At 70.1% G+C, this 16,057-nt stretch carries 17 protein-coding genes; 6 read left to right on the top strand and 11 right to left on the bottom strand.

The genetic code is table 11. From position 1 onward, the window contains the following. Nucleotides 1-11: 11 nt before the first annotated feature. From GT347_RS07050 to GT347_RS07005, 10 genes are all read right to left on the bottom strand, one after another. Nucleotides 12-1,373 (bottom strand): LLM class flavin-dependent oxidoreductase, encoded by a 1,362-nt coding sequence (locus GT347_RS07050; RefSeq protein ID WP_160551287.1) that lies wholly within the window; start codon nucleotides 1,371-1,373, stop codon nucleotides 12-14. Nucleotides 1,374-1,395: 22 nt separating this feature from the next. Further along, nucleotides 1,396-2,253 carry an ABC transporter ATP-binding protein gene (locus GT347_RS07045; protein ID WP_160551286.1) on the bottom strand — a complete coding sequence of 286 codons (858 nt, stop codon included), beginning with the start codon at nucleotides 2,251-2,253 and terminating at the stop codon, nucleotides 1,396-1,398. Between the two features lie 24 nt (nucleotides 2,254-2,277). Next, nucleotides 2,278-3,129 (bottom strand): ABC transporter permease, encoded by an 852-nt coding sequence (locus GT347_RS07040; protein WP_160551285.1) that lies wholly within the window; start codon nucleotides 3,127-3,129, stop codon nucleotides 2,278-2,280. Then, a complete protein-coding gene (locus GT347_RS07035; protein WP_160551284.1) occupies nucleotides 3,126-3,914 on the bottom strand; it encodes an ABC transporter permease in 789 nt (262 codons plus the stop codon). Before GT347_RS07035 ends, GT347_RS07040 begins: the two co-directional genes overlap by 4 nt. Before the next feature lie 6 nt (nucleotides 3,915-3,920). Further along, the gene (locus GT347_RS07030; RefSeq protein WP_160551283.1) at nucleotides 3,921-5,018 is read right to left on the bottom strand and encodes an ABC transporter substrate-binding protein; all 1,098 of its coding nucleotides are present in this window, start codon (nucleotides 5,016-5,018) and stop codon (nucleotides 3,921-3,923) included. 91 nt (nucleotides 5,019-5,109) lie between these two features. Continuing rightward, entirely contained in the window at nucleotides 5,110-6,636 is a 1,527-nt protein-coding gene (locus tag GT347_RS07025; RefSeq protein WP_160551282.1) for an amidohydrolase family protein, read from the bottom strand. A gap of 90 nt (nucleotides 6,637-6,726) precedes the next feature. Beyond that, entirely contained in the window at nucleotides 6,727-7,353 is a 627-nt protein-coding gene (locus GT347_RS07020; protein WP_160551281.1) for a PqiC family protein, read from the bottom strand. After that, the gene (locus GT347_RS07015) at nucleotides 7,350-9,029 is read right to left on the bottom strand and encodes a PqiB family protein (RefSeq protein WP_160551280.1); all 1,680 of its coding nucleotides are present in this window, start codon (nucleotides 9,027-9,029) and stop codon (nucleotides 7,350-7,352) included. Before GT347_RS07015 ends, GT347_RS07020 begins: the two co-directional genes overlap by 4 nt. After that, on the bottom strand, nucleotides 9,026-9,676 hold the full coding sequence (locus GT347_RS07010; protein WP_160551279.1) for a paraquat-inducible protein A: 651 nt from the start codon (nucleotides 9,674-9,676) through the stop codon (nucleotides 9,026-9,028). The genes GT347_RS07015 and GT347_RS07010 overlap by 4 nt, the downstream gene beginning before the upstream one ends. After that, complete coding sequence (locus tag GT347_RS07005) at nucleotides 9,673-10,326, bottom strand: paraquat-inducible protein A (protein WP_160551278.1); 654 nt, start codon at nucleotides 10,324-10,326, stop codon at nucleotides 9,673-9,675. Before GT347_RS07005 ends, GT347_RS07010 begins: the two co-directional genes overlap by 4 nt. Nucleotides 10,327-10,486: 160 nt before the next feature. Here GT347_RS07005 and GT347_RS07000 point away from each other — a divergent pair, with 160 nt between their 5' ends. The 3 genes from GT347_RS07000 (at nucleotide 10,487) to GT347_RS06990 (ending at nucleotide 11,517) form a co-directional block, all read left to right on the top strand. Continuing rightward, on the top strand, nucleotides 10,487-10,732 hold the full coding sequence (locus tag GT347_RS07000) for a hypothetical protein (RefSeq protein WP_160551277.1): 246 nt from the start codon (nucleotides 10,487-10,489) through the stop codon (nucleotides 10,730-10,732). A 105-nt stretch (nucleotides 10,733-10,837) separates the two neighbouring features. Then, complete coding sequence (locus GT347_RS06995) at nucleotides 10,838-11,290, top strand: DUF6232 family protein (RefSeq protein ID WP_160551276.1); 453 nt, start codon at nucleotides 10,838-10,840, stop codon at nucleotides 11,288-11,290. A 26-nt stretch (nucleotides 11,291-11,316) separates the two neighbouring features. After that, the gene (locus tag GT347_RS06990) at nucleotides 11,317-11,517 is read left to right on the top strand and encodes a hypothetical protein (RefSeq protein ID WP_160551275.1); all 201 of its coding nucleotides are present in this window, start codon (nucleotides 11,317-11,319) and stop codon (nucleotides 11,515-11,517) included. Here the strand turns inward: GT347_RS06990 and GT347_RS06985 are convergent. Further along, nucleotides 11,514-12,968: an MATE family efflux transporter gene (locus GT347_RS06985; RefSeq protein WP_229722773.1), complete on the bottom strand. Its 1,455-nt coding sequence runs from the start codon at nucleotides 12,966-12,968 to the stop codon at nucleotides 11,514-11,516. The genes GT347_RS06990 and GT347_RS06985 overlap by 4 nt on opposite strands. A gap of 83 nt (nucleotides 12,969-13,051) precedes the next feature. On the opposite strand from GT347_RS06985, the gene GT347_RS06980 reads away from it, so the two are divergent. The 3 genes from GT347_RS06980 to GT347_RS06970 all read left to right on the top strand — a co-directional run bounded on the left by GT347_RS06980 (nucleotide 13,052) and on the right by GT347_RS06970 (nucleotide 16,050). Continuing rightward, entirely contained in the window at nucleotides 13,052-13,900 is an 849-nt protein-coding gene (locus GT347_RS06980; protein WP_229722772.1) for a LysR family transcriptional regulator, read from the top strand. Nucleotides 13,901-14,005: 105 nt separating this feature from the next. Continuing rightward, on the top strand, nucleotides 14,006-14,998 hold the full coding sequence (gene ddlA / locus GT347_RS06975; protein ID WP_229722769.1) for a D-alanine--D-alanine ligase: 993 nt from the start codon (nucleotides 14,006-14,008) through the stop codon (nucleotides 14,996-14,998). Beyond that, a complete protein-coding gene (locus GT347_RS06970; protein ID WP_160551272.1) occupies nucleotides 14,995-16,050 on the top strand; it encodes a GGDEF domain-containing protein in 1,056 nt (351 codons plus the stop codon). The genes ddlA and GT347_RS06970 overlap by 4 nt, the downstream gene beginning before the upstream one ends. The last annotated feature ends 7 nt before the right edge of the window (nucleotides 16,051-16,057 follow it).

Raw genomic sequence — 16,057 nt, 5'->3', positions numbered from 1 at the left:
AAAAAAGAGGTTCAAGCCGCCCGCGGCGCCGCGGCCGCACGCCGCGCCAGCACCGCCGGGTGCTCCGGCCGCGCCAGCCCCAGGTGCTCGCGCAGGGTGCTGCCCTGGTACTCGGTGCGGAACAGCCCGCGCCGCCGCAGCTCGGGCAGCACCAGCCCGATGAAATCGTCCAGCCCGCCGGGAAACCAGGGGCTCATGATGTTGAAGCCATCCGCACCGCCTTCCTCGAACCACTGCTGCAGCTGGTCGGCGATGCTGCCCGGCGTGCCCACCACCTGCTGGTGGCCGCGCGCGCCGGCGATGCGCAGATAGAGCTGGCGGATGGTCAGCCCGTCGCGCCGCGCCAGGTCCAGCAGCAGGCGCTGCCGGCTCTGCGGGCCTTCGGTGGGCGGCAGCTCGGGCAGCGGGCCGTCCACGTCGTAGCCGGAAAGATCGAAGCCGCCGGTGATGCCCGACAGCAGCGAAACCCCCACCAGCGGGTCGATCAGCGACTGCAGCCGCTCGAACTTCTCCTGGGCCTCGGCCTGGGTGCGGCCGACCACGGGAAAGATGCCCGGCATCACCTTGACGGCATCCGGATGCCGGCCGTACTGCGCGGCGCGGGCCTTGATGTCGCCGTAGAACGCCTGGGCCTCCTCGAAGGTCTGGTGCGCCACGAAGATGACTTCCGCCGTGCGCGCCGCCAGGTCGCGGCCGTCCTCCGACGCGCCGGCCTGCACCACCACCGGCCGCCCCTGCGGCGAGCGCGCCACGTTGAGCGGCCCGCGCACCTGGAAATGCGCGCCGCGGTGCTCGATCGCATGCAGCTTGGAAGTGTCGAGGTAGATGCCGGCTTCCTTGTCGCGCGGGAAGGCATCGTCCTCCCAGCTGTCCCACAGGCCGGTGACCACGTCGTGGAACTCGGCCGCGCGGCGGTAGCGGTCGGCATGGGCGAACTGGTGCTCGCGGTTGAAGTTCTGCGCCTCGGCGGTGGTGGCCGAGGTGACCAGGTTCCAGCCGGCCCGGCCGCCCGAGATCTGGTCGAGCGAGGCGAACTTGCGCGCCACGTTGAAGGGCTCGTGGTAGCTGGTGGAGACGGTGGCGATCAGGCCGATGCGCTCGGTCACCGCGGCCAGGGCCGACAGCAGGGTGAGCGGCTCGAACTGGTCGCTGCGGGCGATACGGGCCAGGGCGGCCGGGTTGCTGTTGCGCACCGCCACGCCGTCGGCGAAGAAGATGGCGTCGAACTTCGCGGCCTCGGCCTTACGGGCGAGTTCCACGTAATGGCGGAAGTTCACCCCGGCATCGGCCTGCGCCTCGGGGTGGCGCCAGGCGGCGATGTGGTGGCCGGTCTGCATCAGGAAGGCGCCGAGCTTGATCTGTCTCTGGGTCATGTCGTCTCTCCGGAAAAGGGATTCACCAGGCGAAGCGCAGCCGCGAGCCGGGCTGGCCGAAAGAGGGTTCGGGGATCGGCGCCGGGCGCACCTCGTCTCGGCCGCGTTCGGCCGGGTCGAGGAAGTCCGACAGCACGTCGTCGCGGATGCGGATGAAGGCCGGATCGCTGCGGTTGCGCGGGTGCGGCAGGTCCACCTTCACCACCCTGCGGATGCGGCCCGGATGCGGCTGCATCACCACCACCCGGTCGCCCAGGAACACGGCTTCCTCCACATCGTGGGTGACCAGCAGCATGGTGATGCGCTCCTTCTGCCAGATGCGCTGCAGCTCGGCCTGCAGCCGGGCACGGGTGAGTGCGTCCAGCGCGCCGAAGGGCTCGTCGAGCAGCAGCAGCCGCGGCCGGTTGACCAGGCCGCGGGCGATCGCCACCCGCTGCGCCATGCCGCCGGAGATCTGATGCGGGAAGGACTTCTCGAAGCCTTCCAGCCCGACCAGGGCCACATGCTCGGCCACCAGCTCGCGCTTGCGGGCCGGCGAGAGGCCGGCGTTGCGCAGGCCCACGCCGATGTTCTGCTCCACCGTCAGCCAGGGGAAGAGCCGGTGGTCCTGGAACACGATGCCGCGGTCCAGGCCAGGGCCGGTGATGCGTTCGCCTTCGAGTTCGATGCGGCCCTCGTATTCGGTGTCCAGCCCCAGCACCAGGCGCAGCAGGGTGGACTTGCCGCAGCCGCTGGCGCCGACGATGCTGACGAACTCGCCGGGCGGCAGGTCGAGGTGGATGTCTTCCAGCACCTTCAGGCTGCCGTCTTGCGACTGGCTGCTGTCGAAGCGCTTGGCGGCGACGTGGATCCGCAGGTCGCGGGTGAGGGTGGTGTTCATGGCGAGTCTTTCGGGAATGGGGTTTCAGCGGCCGAGCCGGCGCGCCAGTGCACGTTCGGCCGCGCGGGCCAGGGCGTTCATGGCCCAGCCGACCAGGCCCAGGGTGACCATGCCGGCGATGACGAGATCCATCTGGAAATGCTCGCTGCCCTCGATCAGCAGATTGCCCACGCCGCGCCCTGCCACCAGCAGGTATTCGGCGCCTATGGTGGCGAGCCAGGAATAGACCAGGGCCAGGTAGAAGCCGGTGAAGATCGAAGGCGCCGCGGCGGGCAGCACGACCTGCAGGATGGTCTGGGCACGGGTGTAGCCGTAGACCCGCGCCACCTCCAGCAGGCTGGCCGGCGTGTTGCGGATGCCGTCGGCGGTGTTGACCACCACCGGCACCAGCGCGGCCAGCGACAGGAACACCACCTTGGCCACGTCGCCCAGGCCGAACCAAACCGAGATCAGCGGGATCCAGGCGAAGAGGGAGATCTGCTTGAAGGTGTTGAAGCTGGGCCCGACGATGCGCGAGAAACGCGGCCACAGGCCCAGCAGCGCACCCAGCACCAGGCCGCTGGCCACGCCGATGGTGAGGCCCGTGAGTTCGCGCGCCAGGCTGGCCTGCAGCGCCAGCCACAGCCGGCCGGTGACGATCAACTCCCAGAAGGTGGCGGCCACCTGGGCGGGCGAGACCAGCAGGGCGGAGTTGACCCAGTCCAGCCGCGCGGCCACGGCCCACAGGACCAGGGCGACGGCCGGCACGACCAGGCCGCGCCAGCGGCCGGCGCCGGCCTTGCGCACGGCCTGGGCGGCACGCGGCTCGGGCGGCAGCTCGCCGGCCAACAGGGGTGCATCGGCCACGCCGACGAAGGAGGGCAGGGTGGCGCTCATGATGCTTTTCCAGTCGTCGCGCCGTGGCGCTGCGCCACGCGGCGCTCCGCGAAGTCGAGTGCCCGGTCGATGGCGTATCCCACCGCGCCGACCACGATCACCGCCGCCATCACCAGGTCGAGCTGGAACAGCTGCCGGCCGTACACGATGAGATAACCCAGCCCTTCGCTGGACGCCACCAGCTCCACCACCACCAGCGACAGCCAGGCCTTGGTGAAGCCCAGCCGCAGCCCGGTGAAGAGCGTGGGCAGGGCGGTGGGCAGCACGATCTCCAGCACCTCCTGGCGCTTGCTGTAGCCGTACACCCGGCCCACCTCACGCAAGGCGGGCGATGCCTGGCGGAAGCCCTGCAGGGTGTTGAGCGCCACCGGCACCAGGGCGGCCTTGGCGATCAGGATGTATTTCAGCGGCTCGCCGATGCCCACCAGCAGCAGCACGAAAGGCATCCAGCCCAGCACCGGGATCTGCACGATGGCGTTGAAAGTGGGCAGCAGATAGGACTCGGCCTTGCGCGACAGGCCCATGGCCGTGCCCAGCGCCAGGCCGAGTGCACTGCCGGCCAGGAAACCCACGACCACCCGCTGCAGGCTGGCGCTGGCATGCAGCCAGAGGTCGCCGCTGGTGGCCAGTTCGCTGAGCGTCTCCCACACGAAACGCGGCGGTGGCAGGACCTGCTCGGAGATCCAGCCCTGGGCCGCGCCCAGCGCCCAGAGGGCGAGCAGGCCGACGGGCAGCAGCAGCGGTTCGATGCGCCTCGCGGCGGTGTTGGCGATGGCGGCGGCCATGGCGGATCAGCGCGAAGCGAGCGGAGTGGCGGCGGAACCCGCCTTGGGCTGGCCCTTGGCATCGAAGGCCGTCCAGCGCTTCTGCAGGCCCTGCTGCTGCAGGGCGGCCTGCAGGTAACGCGGCTCGAACCAGCCGTCGAGCGATACCGGCCGGCGGATCAGCTTGAGTTTGGCCGCGTCCTCCGACACGGCGCGGTAGCGGGCCACGATGAAGTCGTCGAGCAGCGGCGAATTGCGTTCGGCCAGCGTCTGCTTGTCGAACTCGGCTTCCCACGAAGGCAGCGGCGTGCCGCTGCGCGCCCAGATGCGGAACAGCTCGGTGCGGTTCTTCTCGTCCGATGCCCAGTCGGCCGCACGCACGAAGGTATCGACCACCTTCTGCACCTCGGCCGGGTTGGCCTTCTCGAATTCCTCGCGCACCAGCAGCGCGGCCTGGCGGGTCAGTGCCGGGTCCTTGCCCTGGGTGGTGTAGATCACCTTGGCCAGGCCCTGGTCGCGCACCTTGAACCATTCGTAGCCGCCGAAGGCCGCGTCCACGCCGTTGGAGACCAGGGCGGCCTGGGCGCTGCCGGAGTCGAGGTTGACGGCCTTCAGGTCACGTTCGGTGAGGCCCGCCCCGGCCAGCACATTGATCGCCACCAGGTGGCCGTTGGTGCCGCGGAAGATCGAGACCTTGCGGTCCTTCAGGCCCTTGATGTCGTGGATGTCCGATTGCGGCGGCACCACCACATAGGAGTTGTTGCGGGTGCCGCTGGCCACCAGCAGCCTGGTCTTCAGGCCATTGGCCCGGCCGACCACGGCGGGCAGGTCGCCCTGGTAGGCGAAGTCGATCTGCTTGTTCGAAAGCGCTTCGTTCACCGCCGGACCGGCGCCCTTGAAGAACAGCCATTCGACCTTGGTGTTCGTGCCCTTGAAGGCGTCTTCCAGCCAGTTGTTCACCCGCACCACGCCGCCCGGCGAGCCGCCCCAGGTGACGGGCTCGCCGCCGCCGGCGCTGGCCACGCCGATGCGGATGACATCCGGTGCGGCCTGGGCCAGGCCGGCGATGGAGAGGGTGACGGCGGCCAGGATGGCGCGGCGCGGGAAGGAGGCGGGGAGAGTCATGACAGGACCTTTGTTCGGGCAATGCAGCGGCCGGACGCCGCGCGGATGCGGCGCCTGCCTGGAGATGGATGGAAGGAAAAGCGGGGCCGGCTCAGCCGCCCTGCACCTGCGACTGGTCACTCACCTTGGCGGCGATGTCGGTGCCCCGGAAGAAGTCCGGATTGGCCTCGGTATAGAAGCGGTAGGGATTGGAAAAGACCAGCGAGCGGAAGTCCTCCGCGCTGATCACGCCCTGCTCCACCAGGTCCCAGCTTTCGGCCAGGGGCTCGGTGAGGTCGGGCACGTCCCAGTGGCCGATGTCCGAGGACCAGATCGCATTGATCTGCGTGCCCAGCGGGTTCACCTTGGTGTTGAAGGCGGCGGCCACCGTGCGGTCGTCGGCCTCGGCGCCGAAGTAGAAGGGCTTCACCCAGCGCTCGCGGATGTCCTCCACGCTCTGGATGCCGGCGGCCAGGAAGTCGTCGAGTTCATCCCCCACCGGATCGCGGCTGTGCGGCAGGGCCGACACCCCCAGGCTGTCGCGCAGCAGCGTGGCCTTGTCCACCGGCCGGCCCTTGGTGAGTTCGCCCCCGTATTCCTCGAACAGGGCGGCCAGCAGTTCGATGTCCGCATGGGCCGGGTTGTAGTTCTGGATGGCGTGGCGGTTGCGTTTCTCGAAGCGGTCCACCAGGTGGGTGTAGACATGCGAGCCCCAGTCCGCGCCGCCTTCCAGCAGGGCCACCCGCAGCTGCGGAAAACGTCGGGTGACGCCGCCGAAGAACAAGGCCTTGGCGAAGGCCTGCGAGCCGTCCGCGAAGTGGCCGATGTGGTTGAACATGTAGTTGCTGGTGGACTGCCGCCCGGTCCAGCCCTGGCTGCCGTAGTGGGTGGTGACCGGCACGCCCAGCTCCACCACCTTGGCCCAGAAGGGGTCGTAGTCGTGCGGGCTGTCGATGCCGTAGAAGTCTGTGTAGCTGGCGTGGCGCGCCACGTCCGGATGCTCGGCCTTGGGGTATTTCTCGGCGATGGAAGGGATGGGCCGGCGCACGCCGCCGGCGATGTTGATCACCTTCAGGCCGAGTGTCTTGACGGCGAACTCCAGCTCCTCGATGCCCTCCTGCGGCGTGTTGAGCGGGATGCCGGCGACGGGTGTCAGGCGGTGCGCATGCTTTTTCCACACATCGGCATGGAAGTGGTTGATCGCGCGGTGCAGCGGCTGGCGGAATTCGTCGCTGGCGGCGGCCGGGGCCAGCACGTCGTTGGGAAAGAGGATGGAATAGTCCGCGCCCTGTTCGGCCAGGCGCTCGGCCAGCAGCTCGGGCAGGGTGTAGGTGGCCAGGTCCAGGGTGTTGCGGGTGACCCGGGCCCACCACGGGGCACGCAGGGTGCGGTGGTGCTGGCGTTCCTCCGGGGTCTGCTGGTACCAGTCCTTGCCGGCGGCCGAACGGGTGGCGAAACGGCCGCCGAGCGACTTGCGCAAGGCATCCACCAGGGCGCTGCCGCCGTAGTGCTGCACATAGTCTTCGAGCGCCGGCGTGTAGTCGTTGACATGCACGTCGGTGTCGATCACCGGATGGTCCAGCCGCGCCTTGACGGCGGCCGAACGCGAACTCTTGAGACGGGGCAGGCGGGTGGTCACGGGGGCTTCTCCTTCGCTTGGAATGCGACGAAGGTTAGGCCGGCCCCCGGCCTGCGGGAACGAAGAAAAACGGCGCTGCTTGTTTGGTTTTCAGCGAAGGCAGGCGGCGGCCGGATCGGCCTGCAAGGCGGCGATCTGCCGGGCGATGGCTTCGGCCGCCTGGGCCGTTGCGCGCTGCGCTCCCTCGGCCAGGGCGGGGATGCCGGCGCCGACCGGCTGCGTCGTGGACCAGGCGCAGTTGAGGTTGCGGTCCAGGTCCGAGCGGCGCAGGTTCCAGCTGAAGGCGGCGTCGAGCCGGCTGTCTTCCACCGCGTCGAAGCGCTGCACCCGCACGGCGATGCGCCATGTCGGCTGCTGGCCGGCGCGCGGCTGGCGGGTCACGTCGATGGCGCCCAGGCGCGCGGCCACGCCGGCGGCCAGCGCATCGCGCATCTCGTTTTCGAGCGAGGAGGCCCAGCGGCTCTTCTCCAGCAGGCGCATTTCGGCGCCGTCGCTGTCCTGGCGCACCAGCATCTGCTGGCGGGCCAGGCGTTCGGGCAAGGCGACGGCGCCCATGTCGATGTAGAGCGGGGCGCCGCCGGCCGCGATGGCCGGTGCGCTGGCCAGGGCCGGCGCGGCCAGGGTGTAGTAGCGCTCTTTCTCGCTGCTGGCGCAGCCGGCGGCGGCCAGAGCCAGGGCCGATACACAGGCCAGGAGCGTGGCGTGGCGAAGCTTCATTTCTTGTCGTCCGGTTTGCCGCGCAGCAGCGATTCGGGATGGCGTTCCAGGTAGTCGGCCAGGGTGCGCACCGAGGCGGAGGTGCGCTTCAACTCTTCCAGCGTCTCGCGCACGTCCTGCTGCAGGGGCGAGTCCTGGGCCAGGGTGCGCTCGGCGCTGGTGATGGTCTTGCGGGCATCCTTCACGGCGGCGGTCACCTCGGGCGCCACGTCGTTGTTCAGCGTGCGGGTCAGCTTCTCGGTGCCGGCCAGGGTCTTGTTGAGTTCGGCCAGCGACTTGCGCAGGTCCTGCCCGATCTCGTCGAAGGGCACCTTGTTGACCTTGCCGACGATCTCCTGCACCTGCGACTGCAGCGCATCCAGGCTGCCGGACATGGTGGGCAGCTCGATCGGGTCCTTGTCGGTGTCGATCTGGGCCGGCGGCGCCTTGGGGAAGAAGTCCACCGCCACATAGAGCTGGCCGGTCAGCAGGTTGCCGCTGCGCAGCTGGGCACGCATGCCCTTGCTGACGAGGTAGCGCACCTGCTGGTCCTGGGTGTACTTGGATTCCGGCGCGGCGTCGTCGCCCTTGCGGCGCAGCCGGTCGGGGTAGATCTGCACCAGCACCGGCATGCGGAACTCGCGGGTCTTGCGGTCGAACTCCACGCCTATCGATTTCACCTCGCCGATCTCCACGCCGCGGAAGTCCACCGAGGCGCCCGGCTGCAGGCCGCGCAGCGACTGGTTGAAGTAGAGCAGCACGGTCTTGGAGGGGCCGTCCGGCGGCTTCAGCGCGGTGCTCTCGTCGCCGGCCAGGGCGAAGGCGGTGTTCTCCTTGGCCTCCGCGCCGTTGTTGTCGTCCGGCGCACGGAAGGCGATGCCGCCCAGCACGATGGTGGCCAGCGACTGGGTGTGCAGCGTCAGGCCGCCGGAGCCCAGCTGCATGTCGATGCCGCTGGCATGCCAGAAGCGGGTGTTGGTGCCGACGAAGCGGTCGTAGGGGCTGTTGACGAAGATGCGCAGGTTCACGCCCTTGCCCTGCGGATCCAGCTCGTAGGCCGCCACCTGGCCGACCTTGATGCGGCGGTAGTAGACCGGCGAGCCGACATCGAGCGAGCCGATGTCGTCGGCATGCAGCGAGAACTGCTTGCCCGAGGCGTCGCTGGTGACGATGGGCGGTGTCTCCAGGCCTGTGAACTCGCTGGCGGTTTCCTCCGCCACGCCGGGGTCGGCGACGATGTAGGCACCCGACAGCAGCGTGGTCAGGCCCGAGATGCCGCTGGTGTCCAGCCGCGGCCGCACCACCCAGAAGCTGGTGTCCTTGGCGGTGAAGCTGTCGGCGTCCTTGGACAGCTGCAGCACCACCCGCACATGGGAGCGGTCCTTGGCCAGGCGCAGGCTCTGCACCACGCCGATCTGCACGTCCTTGTACTTCACGGCGGTCTTGCCGGCCTCCAGGCCTTCGGCGGTCTTGAAGTTGACCTCGACCTCCGGGCCGCGGCCCATCAGCACCTTGGCCACCAGCGTCAGGCCGACCAGCGCGGCCACGATGGGGATCAGCCAGATCAGCGAGGGCAGCCAGTTGCGGCGGCGCGCCACGCGCGGCGCCTCCAGCGCGGGCGGTGCGGCCGCGGTTGGCGCCGTCGGCGCGTCTGCCGGCAGGGGCGCGGCCGGGGGCTGGGTGTCGTCACCATTCATGGATTTGTCTTGCCTTTCGCAGAGGGACGCCCGTCCCAGGTCAGCTTGGAATCGAAACTCAGGGAGGCCAGCATGGTCAGCACCACCACCGAGGCGAAGGCGGCGATGCCCAGGCCGGCGGTGATCTCGGCAAAGCCCTGGATGCGCACCAGGCCGCTGAGCAGGGCCACCACGAACACATCGAGCATGGACCAGCGGCCGATGACCTCGATCACGTGGTAGAGCTTGGAGCGCTCCTCTTGCCGCCAGTCGCTGCGCCGTCCGGCGTTGACCAGCAGCACGAAGAGCGCCGCCAGCTTGAACAGCGGCACCAGGAAACTGGCCACGAAGATGATGGCGGCGATGCCGTAGGAGCCGCTGACCCAGAAGAAGATGATGCCGCTGAGGATGGTGTCGCTCTGCGTGCCGAAGAGGGAACGGGTGATCATCACCGGCAGCAGGTTGGCCGGCAGGTACATCACGGCCGCGGCGATCAGCAGCGCCCAGGTGCGGTTGAGGCTGTCGGGCTTGCGTGCATGCAGCACGGTGCCGCAGCGTTCGCAGGCCTGGCCTTCCTGCGCCTGCCGCCAGACGGTGCCGCAGTAGCGGCAGGGCAGCAGGCCGGCGTCGATGGCGCGCAGGGGCGGCTGCGACGGGTCGGCCGTCATGCGGCGCTGTCCTGGCCGCGCCGTCCGGCACGGCCGGCGCGGGCGGAGGGCGTGGCCACCATATCCCAGAAGCCGCGCGGATCGAAGGACAGCACGGCGGTCAGCAGCACCGTCAGCGCCGCGAAGGCGAACAGGGCCGGCCCGGGCAGCACCTTGGCCAGGCCAGAGAGCTTGATCAGCGCCACCAGCACGCCGAGCAGGAACACCTCCACCATGCCCCAGGGCCGCAGGCTCTGCATGGTGCGCACCATCCAGGCGAAGCCGCCGGGCAACTCGCGCGGGGCGCGCGGCACCAGCAGCCAGATGAGGATGAGCAGCTGCATCAGCGGAAACACGATGGTGGTGGCCAGCACCAGCAGCGCCACCAGCGAGCGGCCCTCGGCCGCCAGCGCCACCACGGCGCCGGCCAGCGTGGTCTGGCTGGTGCGGCCGCGCAACTCGATCTCGACGATGGGAAACAGGTTGGCCACCGCGAAGGTGATCAGGCTGGCCACCGACAGCGGCAGCAGGCGGCGCCGGTGCGCGCCGGCATGGCGGTCGAGTTCGGCGCCGCAGACGCGGCAGTGCGACACCTCGCGCGGGCGCAGCGGTGTGCGGCGCCAGACGGTGTCGCAGCTTTCGCAGACGATCGCATCGGGGACTTCGAGCATGGGACAGCGAGTATGCCCGCGCGGCCGCGCCCCGCCGTGTCGGCCGGACCCCCGTGCTGGAGTCGCCGCAAGGCCCGGCGCGGGCCGGGCCTGCTGCGCTTGCCATGGTCTTTCGGCCCGACTATTGACCCTGGCCCGGCGATTGCGTACGGTGCCGCCCATGTCTTCCACCCCCGACCCGAGCGCGCCGTCTCCCTGGCATGAGCTGGAGGCGGAAGCCGGCGCGCAGCTCAGCGCGCTCGCCGTGATGGTCGCCAGCGGCCACGGCCTCTGGCCGCCCGGGGAAGATGCGCGGCGGGCGGACGAGGAATCGGCACGCCGGCAGCGCGAGGCCGAGGCCCAGGCCCTGGAACTGCAGCGCCGCATGGCCGCGCTGCAGGCCGGGCAGGCCGACGATCCGGCCTGAGCCTGGGCGGATTGGCCGAGTCTGTTATGCGGCCATCGCCTACAGGCGCGGGCGAGCGGGCGTGGCCATAGTCGGCAATCCTTCAGCTTCCCGGCAACACCCACCATGAGCCCCCAGGAAACCGTTCTGTTCGAGCAAGGCGACGTTCTGGTCACCGAACGCCGCGTCGTCATCGATGGCATCGCCCATCCGCTGAGCCTCGCGCAGGAGGTGCGGGTGCAGTCGGAATCCAGTTATGTCGGCAAGTCGGTGCCTTTCGCCTTCGCCGTGCTCTTCGTGTTGTGGGCCATCGGCGAGCTGATCAATTCGCCGGCCGATGTGGGCATGGCCGCCTTCGCCGGCGTGCTCGCGCTGCTGTCGGCCGCGGTGGTGCGGCTGGTGGGCAGCTTCCAGAGCCACACCATCGTGCTGACGACACTGTCAGGCGAGCAGGAAATCCTGCGTTCGCGCGATGGCCGCCTGGTGTCGGCGGTGGTCAAGGCCACGCGGCTGGCCATCGTGCGCCGCCGCCTGCCGGCAACCGCGACCTGGAACGTCGGCCGCGCAGCCCACGGCTGAAATCCGGCCATCCACCAGGAAATCCCATGAAGCGATTCGGCCTGCAGGTACTGGAAGACGGCCCCTCGGCCCATCGCTGGGTGGTGGTGGAGATGCTGGTGGACAGCATCTCCAGGCCGGTATCGGTGGCCGCCCATCACTACGGCAGTTTCGAGGAGGCCCATGACGCGGGCGAGGCCGAGCTGCAGCGGGTGATCCAGGGCGGTGCCGCCGCGGCGCCGAGCTAAGCCATCGGATTCTTGCCGGCCAGCCGCAACATCAGCCCTGAGGGCGTGCGCGGCAAGCCCGGCCGGCCGAACCAGGCGCCACCGGAGACGGCAGCCGCGATCACCAGCCCGAACAGCATCAGCGCCACCGTCTGGGTGAGGAACATGGCGCCGAGCCCGCCGCCGGCCTGCAGCACCAGCGCGCTGCCGATGGCCGCCGTGGCCAGCCGTGCCGCGTTGGCCATCACCGGCCAGAGCAGGCGCCCGGCGCCCTGCGATGCGAAGTAAAGCGACAGCCCCAGCCCGAAGAACCCATAGGCCGGCCCGACCGTGCGCAGGTACTGCGCGCCGGCCGACAGCATGGCCGGATCGCTGCCGAAGAGCGACAGCCACTGCATCGGAAACAGCGCGGCCAGCACACCCACCAGCTCGGTCAGCCCGGTGGCCAGGGCAGCCCCGGTCCAGGCCACACGCAGCGCCCGCTCGCGCTGCCCGGCGCCGAGGTTGGTGCCCACCATGGTGACCACCGGCGCGCTCAGGCCGAAGACCAGCGGCACCAGCAGGTATTCCAGCCGCGATCCGGTGCCGTAGCCGGCGATCGCCGCCGTGCCGAAACGGCCCACATAGGCGGTGGCGATCATGATGGTGAGGTTGGTCGACAAGGTCACCAGCGCCGCCACCAGCCCCACCTTCAGGATGTCGCGCAGCAGCGGCCAGCGCAGCCGCAGGTGCGCCATCGCAGGCTTGACCACGCTGCGGCCCGACAGCACCAGCCAGCCCAGCACCAGGCAGCCCGCCGCGTAATACAGCAGCATGGCGATGGCCCCGCCCACGATGCCCATGCCGCGCACCGGCCCGGCGCCGAAGATCAGCAGCGGCGACAGCGGCACCAGCGCCAGCGTGCCGAAGAACACGGTCATGGCCGGCGCCGTCATGTTGCCCGTTCCGCGCATCACGGCCGCCAGGGCATTGAAGAGCCACAGCAGCACGATGCCCGCGAAGATCGCGTTGGAGTAGGTGAGGGCGGCGCGCAGCGAGGCGTCCTGCCCGCCCATGCTGCGGTAGAGCCAGGGCCCGCCCAGCAGCAGGATCAGGCTGAAGGCGATGCCGAAGCCCGCCGCGATGGCCAGGGCATGCACCGCCAGCCGGTCGGCATCGTCGCGACGGCCGCCGCCCAGGGCCCGGGCGATGGCCGAGGCAATGCCGCCGCCGATGGCGCCGCCCGACATCATCTGCATCAGCATCACCACCGGGAACACCAGCGAGGCGCCGGCCAGGGCATCGGTGCCCAGGCGGCTGATGAAGAAGGTCTCGATCAGCCCGGCGCCGGCCTGGCCCACGATCAGCAGGATATTGGGCGCGGCCAGCTTCAGCAGGGTGCGGGTGATCGGGCCTTCGAGCAGCAGGCGGGTGCGGGCGTTCATGCCGGCGCGGGCATCGGTGGGGGTGTTGGCGTCCATCTTGCCGGCCATGCTAGGCAGGATCGATAATTGCGTAAATGCCTCGCCGGGCATATCAGTGATTGAGGATTGAAATGACTGTTGCCGTCCGCCCCATGGATCTGGATGCCGTGCAGGCCTTCGTGCTGGTGGCCGACTTCCGCAGCTTCACCCGTGCCGCGGAGGCCCTGGGCAGCACCCAGTCGGCCGTCAGCCTGAAATTGAAGCGCCTGGAAGAGCGCCTGCAGCGCCGCCTGCTGGAGCGCACGCCGCGCCTGGTGCGGCTGTCGGCGGATGGCCTGCGTTTCCTCGGCCATGCGCGCGGCCTGCTGGCGGCGCACGAACAGGCGCTCAGGGGTTTCGAGGACGCACCACGCCGCCTCACCGTCGGCATCGCCGACCACCTCGCCGGCACCGACCTGCCCGCGCTGCTGGCCCAGGCCGGCTCCTTCGATCCGGGCCTGCAGCTGGAAGTGCGCATCGGCGGCTCCGAGCCCCTGCTGCGCGCCTTCGACAAACGCCAGTGCGACGCCGTCATCGTGCGCCGCCTCGACAAGCGCCAGGACAACGAACTGCTCTTCTCCGAACCTTTCCGCTGGTATGCCGCGCCGCACTGGCAGGCGGTGCACGGCGAGCCGCTGCGCCTGGCCTCCCAGGCGCCGCCCTGCGGCGTGCGGGCGCTGGCGCTGGACCTGCTGGACCAGGCGGGCATCGCCTACCGCGAGGTCTTCCTGGGCGGCGGCGTGACCGCCTTGCGCGCCGCCGTCACCGCCGGGCTGGCGGTGGCCGCGCTCGGCCAGCGCGCCGCGCCGGTGGGCGCGATCGACGTGGGCGCCGCGCTGGGATTGCCCGCCTTGCCGGTCGCCGACGTGGTGCTGCACAGCCGCAGTCCGGAGGCTTCGGCCCCTGGCGGCGCCCTGCGTCTGCTCGCCACCGCCCTGCGCGCCGCGATGCCCGAAGCCTGAGCCGGCTACCATCGGCGGTCGGGTTCCCGCGCGGCGGGAAGGAATTTGCAAGTGAGCAGGATGCGTGTCGGTCTGATCTTTGGGGGAAAGTCCGCCGAACACGATGTGTCGGTCCAGTCGGCGTTCCATGTGCTGCAGCGGCTGGATGCCGGCCGTTTCGATCCGAGACTCGTCTATGTAGATCCCCGAGGCCGCTGGCATACCGGCCGGCCGGCCATGCAGCCGACGAGCAGCAGCGAGCTGCTGCGCATGGCCTGCGATGCCTCGCAGTCCGCCTCCGCCATCCTCGACCAGGTCGATGTGGTCTTCCCCCTCATCCACGGCACGCTGGGCGAGGACGGCTCCCTGCAGGGCCTGCTGCGCATGGCCGGCCTGCCTTTCGTGGGCTCCCCGGTGCTCGCCTCGGCGCTGGCCATGGACAAGGATTTCAGCAAGCGCCTGCTGCGCGCCGCCGGCATCGCGGTCGCCCCCTTCGTCTGCCTGCGCCGCGGCGTGGCAGCCGACTTCGACGCGCTGGCCGCAGAACTGGGCCTGCCGATGTTCGTGAAGCCGGCCAACCAGGGTTCGTCCGTGGGCATCGCCAAGGTGGATACCCGTGAGGCATTCGCCGCCGCGCTCGCCACCGCCTTCGAATACGACCACAAGGTGCTGGTGGAAGCCGCCATCGTCGGCCGCGAGATCGAATGCGCGGTGCTGGGCAACGACGATCCGCGCGCCAGCGTCTGCGGCGAGGTGATCGTGCACGACGACTTCTACGCCTACGACACCAAGTACTTGCGCGCGGACGGCGCCGAACTGGCCATCCCCGCCGCCATCGGCGAGCCGGCCAGCGCCAGGATCCGCCAGCTCGCCGTCGATGCCTACGAAGTCCTGGAATGCCAGGGCCTGGCGCGGGTCGACTTCTTCCTGAAGCCCGACGGCGAGCCGGTGTTGAACGAGGTCAACACGCTGCCGGGCTTCACCCAGGTCAGCATGTATCCCAAGCTCTGGGAGGCCACCGGCCTGGCCTATGGCGAGCTGATCACCCGCCTGATAGAGCTGGCGCTGGAACGCCACCAACGCGACGGCGCGCTGCGCGCCACGCCCGAGCCGCGATGAAGCGCTGGATCGCCGCCCCGGGCGCCTACGAGAACGCCTACCGCAACCACACCCTGCGGCGCCTGCAACTGACCGCCATCGAGATGGGCGTGACGGCCACCATGGGCAGCGCGCTCGCCCTGGTGGTGCGCCTGCTGATGCCCACGCCCGAATACGTCTGGCTGCGCGTGGCCCTGCTGCCGCTGACCGCGCTGTTCGCCTTCCTCATCGTGCGGGCGCCCACGGTGCGCACCTATGGCCTGGCCTGCATGGCGACCATCGGCACCGTGGCCTTCAACAGCTACCTGGGCGCACTGGGCACCGACCAGCCGCTGATGTATTTCGTGCCGGCCGCGGTCCTGGTCGTGCTGGCCACCAGCTTCTTCTGGATCACCATGGCCCAGTGGATCGGCGGCTCGCTGGTTTGCTACGCCTTTTTCCTGCCCTTTGTCTTCAACCACACGGCCGGCCGCACCGACACCCTGTTCGCCCTGCTGTTCGCCACCATGGCGGTGGTCACCGGCTTCGTTAGCCATTCGCGCATCCAGGACAACACCCGCCGCGCCTTCGACCAGGAGCGCCGCCTGGCCGAGCTGTCGGTCACCGACACCCTCACCGGCGCGCGCAGCCGCGCCGAGTTCCTGCAGCAGGCCGAGAACGCCGCCAACGTCGCCCGCAGCACCGGCGCGCCGCTGACCCTGCTCTACCTCGACATCGACCACTTCAAGCGCCTCAACGACGGCCACGGCCATGCCGCCGGCGACGCGGTGCTGCGCGGCATGTCCGACGTGCTGCAGCAGGCCCTGCGCGGCAGCGACCTGTTCGGCCGCCTGGGCGGCGAGGAGTTCTGCGTGCTGCTGCCCGACCAGGACGAAACCCAGGCCCACGCCCTGGCCAACCGCCTGCGCCACCTGCTGGCCAGCGTACCCCGGCCGGACGGGCGGCTGACCGTCTCGGCCGGCGTGGCCGCGCTGCGCGAGGGCGAGGCGATCACCCAGACCCTCAACCGCGCCGACCTGGCCATGCTGCAGGCCAAGCAGGCCGGGCGCGACACGGTGCGCATAGCGGCCTGAAGACCCG

It is taken from the genome of Xylophilus rhododendri (assembly GCF_009906855.1).
Lineage (GTDB): Bacteria > Pseudomonadota > Gammaproteobacteria > Burkholderiales > Burkholderiaceae_C > Xylophilus > Xylophilus rhododendri.
The sequence above is the reverse complement of the archived record's forward strand: the minus strand, read 5'-3'. Positions and strand labels throughout refer to the sequence as shown.

Bases quoted from the DNA above. Each gene is read 5' to 3' on its own strand.
- GT347_RS06990 (WP_160551275.1), top strand. From the start codon at position 11,317: ATGAAGCGATTCGGCCTGCAGGTACTGGAAGACGGCCCCTCGGCCCAT.
- GT347_RS07045 (WP_160551286.1), bottom strand. From the start codon at position 2,253: ATGAACACCACCCTCACCCGCGACCTGCGGATCCACGTCGCCGCCAAG.
- GT347_RS07035 (WP_160551284.1), bottom strand. From the start codon at position 3,914: ATGGCCGCCGCCATCGCCAACACCGCCGCGAGGCGCATCGAACCGCTG.
- GT347_RS06980 (WP_229722772.1), top strand. From the start codon at position 13,052: ATGGATCTGGATGCCGTGCAGGCCTTCGTGCTGGTGGCCGACTTCCGC.
- GT347_RS07000 (WP_160551277.1), top strand. From the start codon at position 10,487: ATGTCTTCCACCCCCGACCCGAGCGCGCCGTCTCCCTGGCATGAGCTG.
- GT347_RS06985 (WP_229722773.1), bottom strand. From the start codon at position 12,968: ATGGCCGGCAAGATGGACGCCAACACCCCCACCGATGCCCGCGCCGGC.
- GT347_RS07010 (WP_160551279.1), bottom strand. From the start codon at position 9,676: ATGACGGCCGACCCGTCGCAGCCGCCCCTGCGCGCCATCGACGCCGGC.
- GT347_RS06970 (WP_160551272.1), top strand. From the start codon at position 14,995: ATGAAGCGCTGGATCGCCGCCCCGGGCGCCTACGAGAACGCCTACCGC.
- GT347_RS07040 (WP_160551285.1), bottom strand. From the start codon at position 3,129: ATGAGCGCCACCCTGCCCTCCTTCGTCGGCGTGGCCGATGCACCCCTG.
- GT347_RS06995 (WP_160551276.1), top strand. From the start codon at position 10,838: ATGAGCCCCCAGGAAACCGTTCTGTTCGAGCAAGGCGACGTTCTGGTC.
- GT347_RS07050 (WP_160551287.1), bottom strand. From the start codon at position 1,373: ATGACCCAGAGACAGATCAAGCTCGGCGCCTTCCTGATGCAGACCGGC.
- GT347_RS07020 (WP_160551281.1), bottom strand. From the start codon at position 7,353: ATGAAGCTTCGCCACGCCACGCTCCTGGCCTGTGTATCGGCCCTGGCT.
- GT347_RS07015 (WP_160551280.1), bottom strand. From the start codon at position 9,029: ATGAATGGTGACGACACCCAGCCCCCGGCCGCGCCCCTGCCGGCAGAC.
- GT347_RS07030 (WP_160551283.1), bottom strand. From the start codon at position 5,018: ATGACTCTCCCCGCCTCCTTCCCGCGCCGCGCCATCCTGGCCGCCGTC.
- GT347_RS07005 (WP_160551278.1), bottom strand. From the start codon at position 10,326: ATGCTCGAAGTCCCCGATGCGATCGTCTGCGAAAGCTGCGACACCGTC.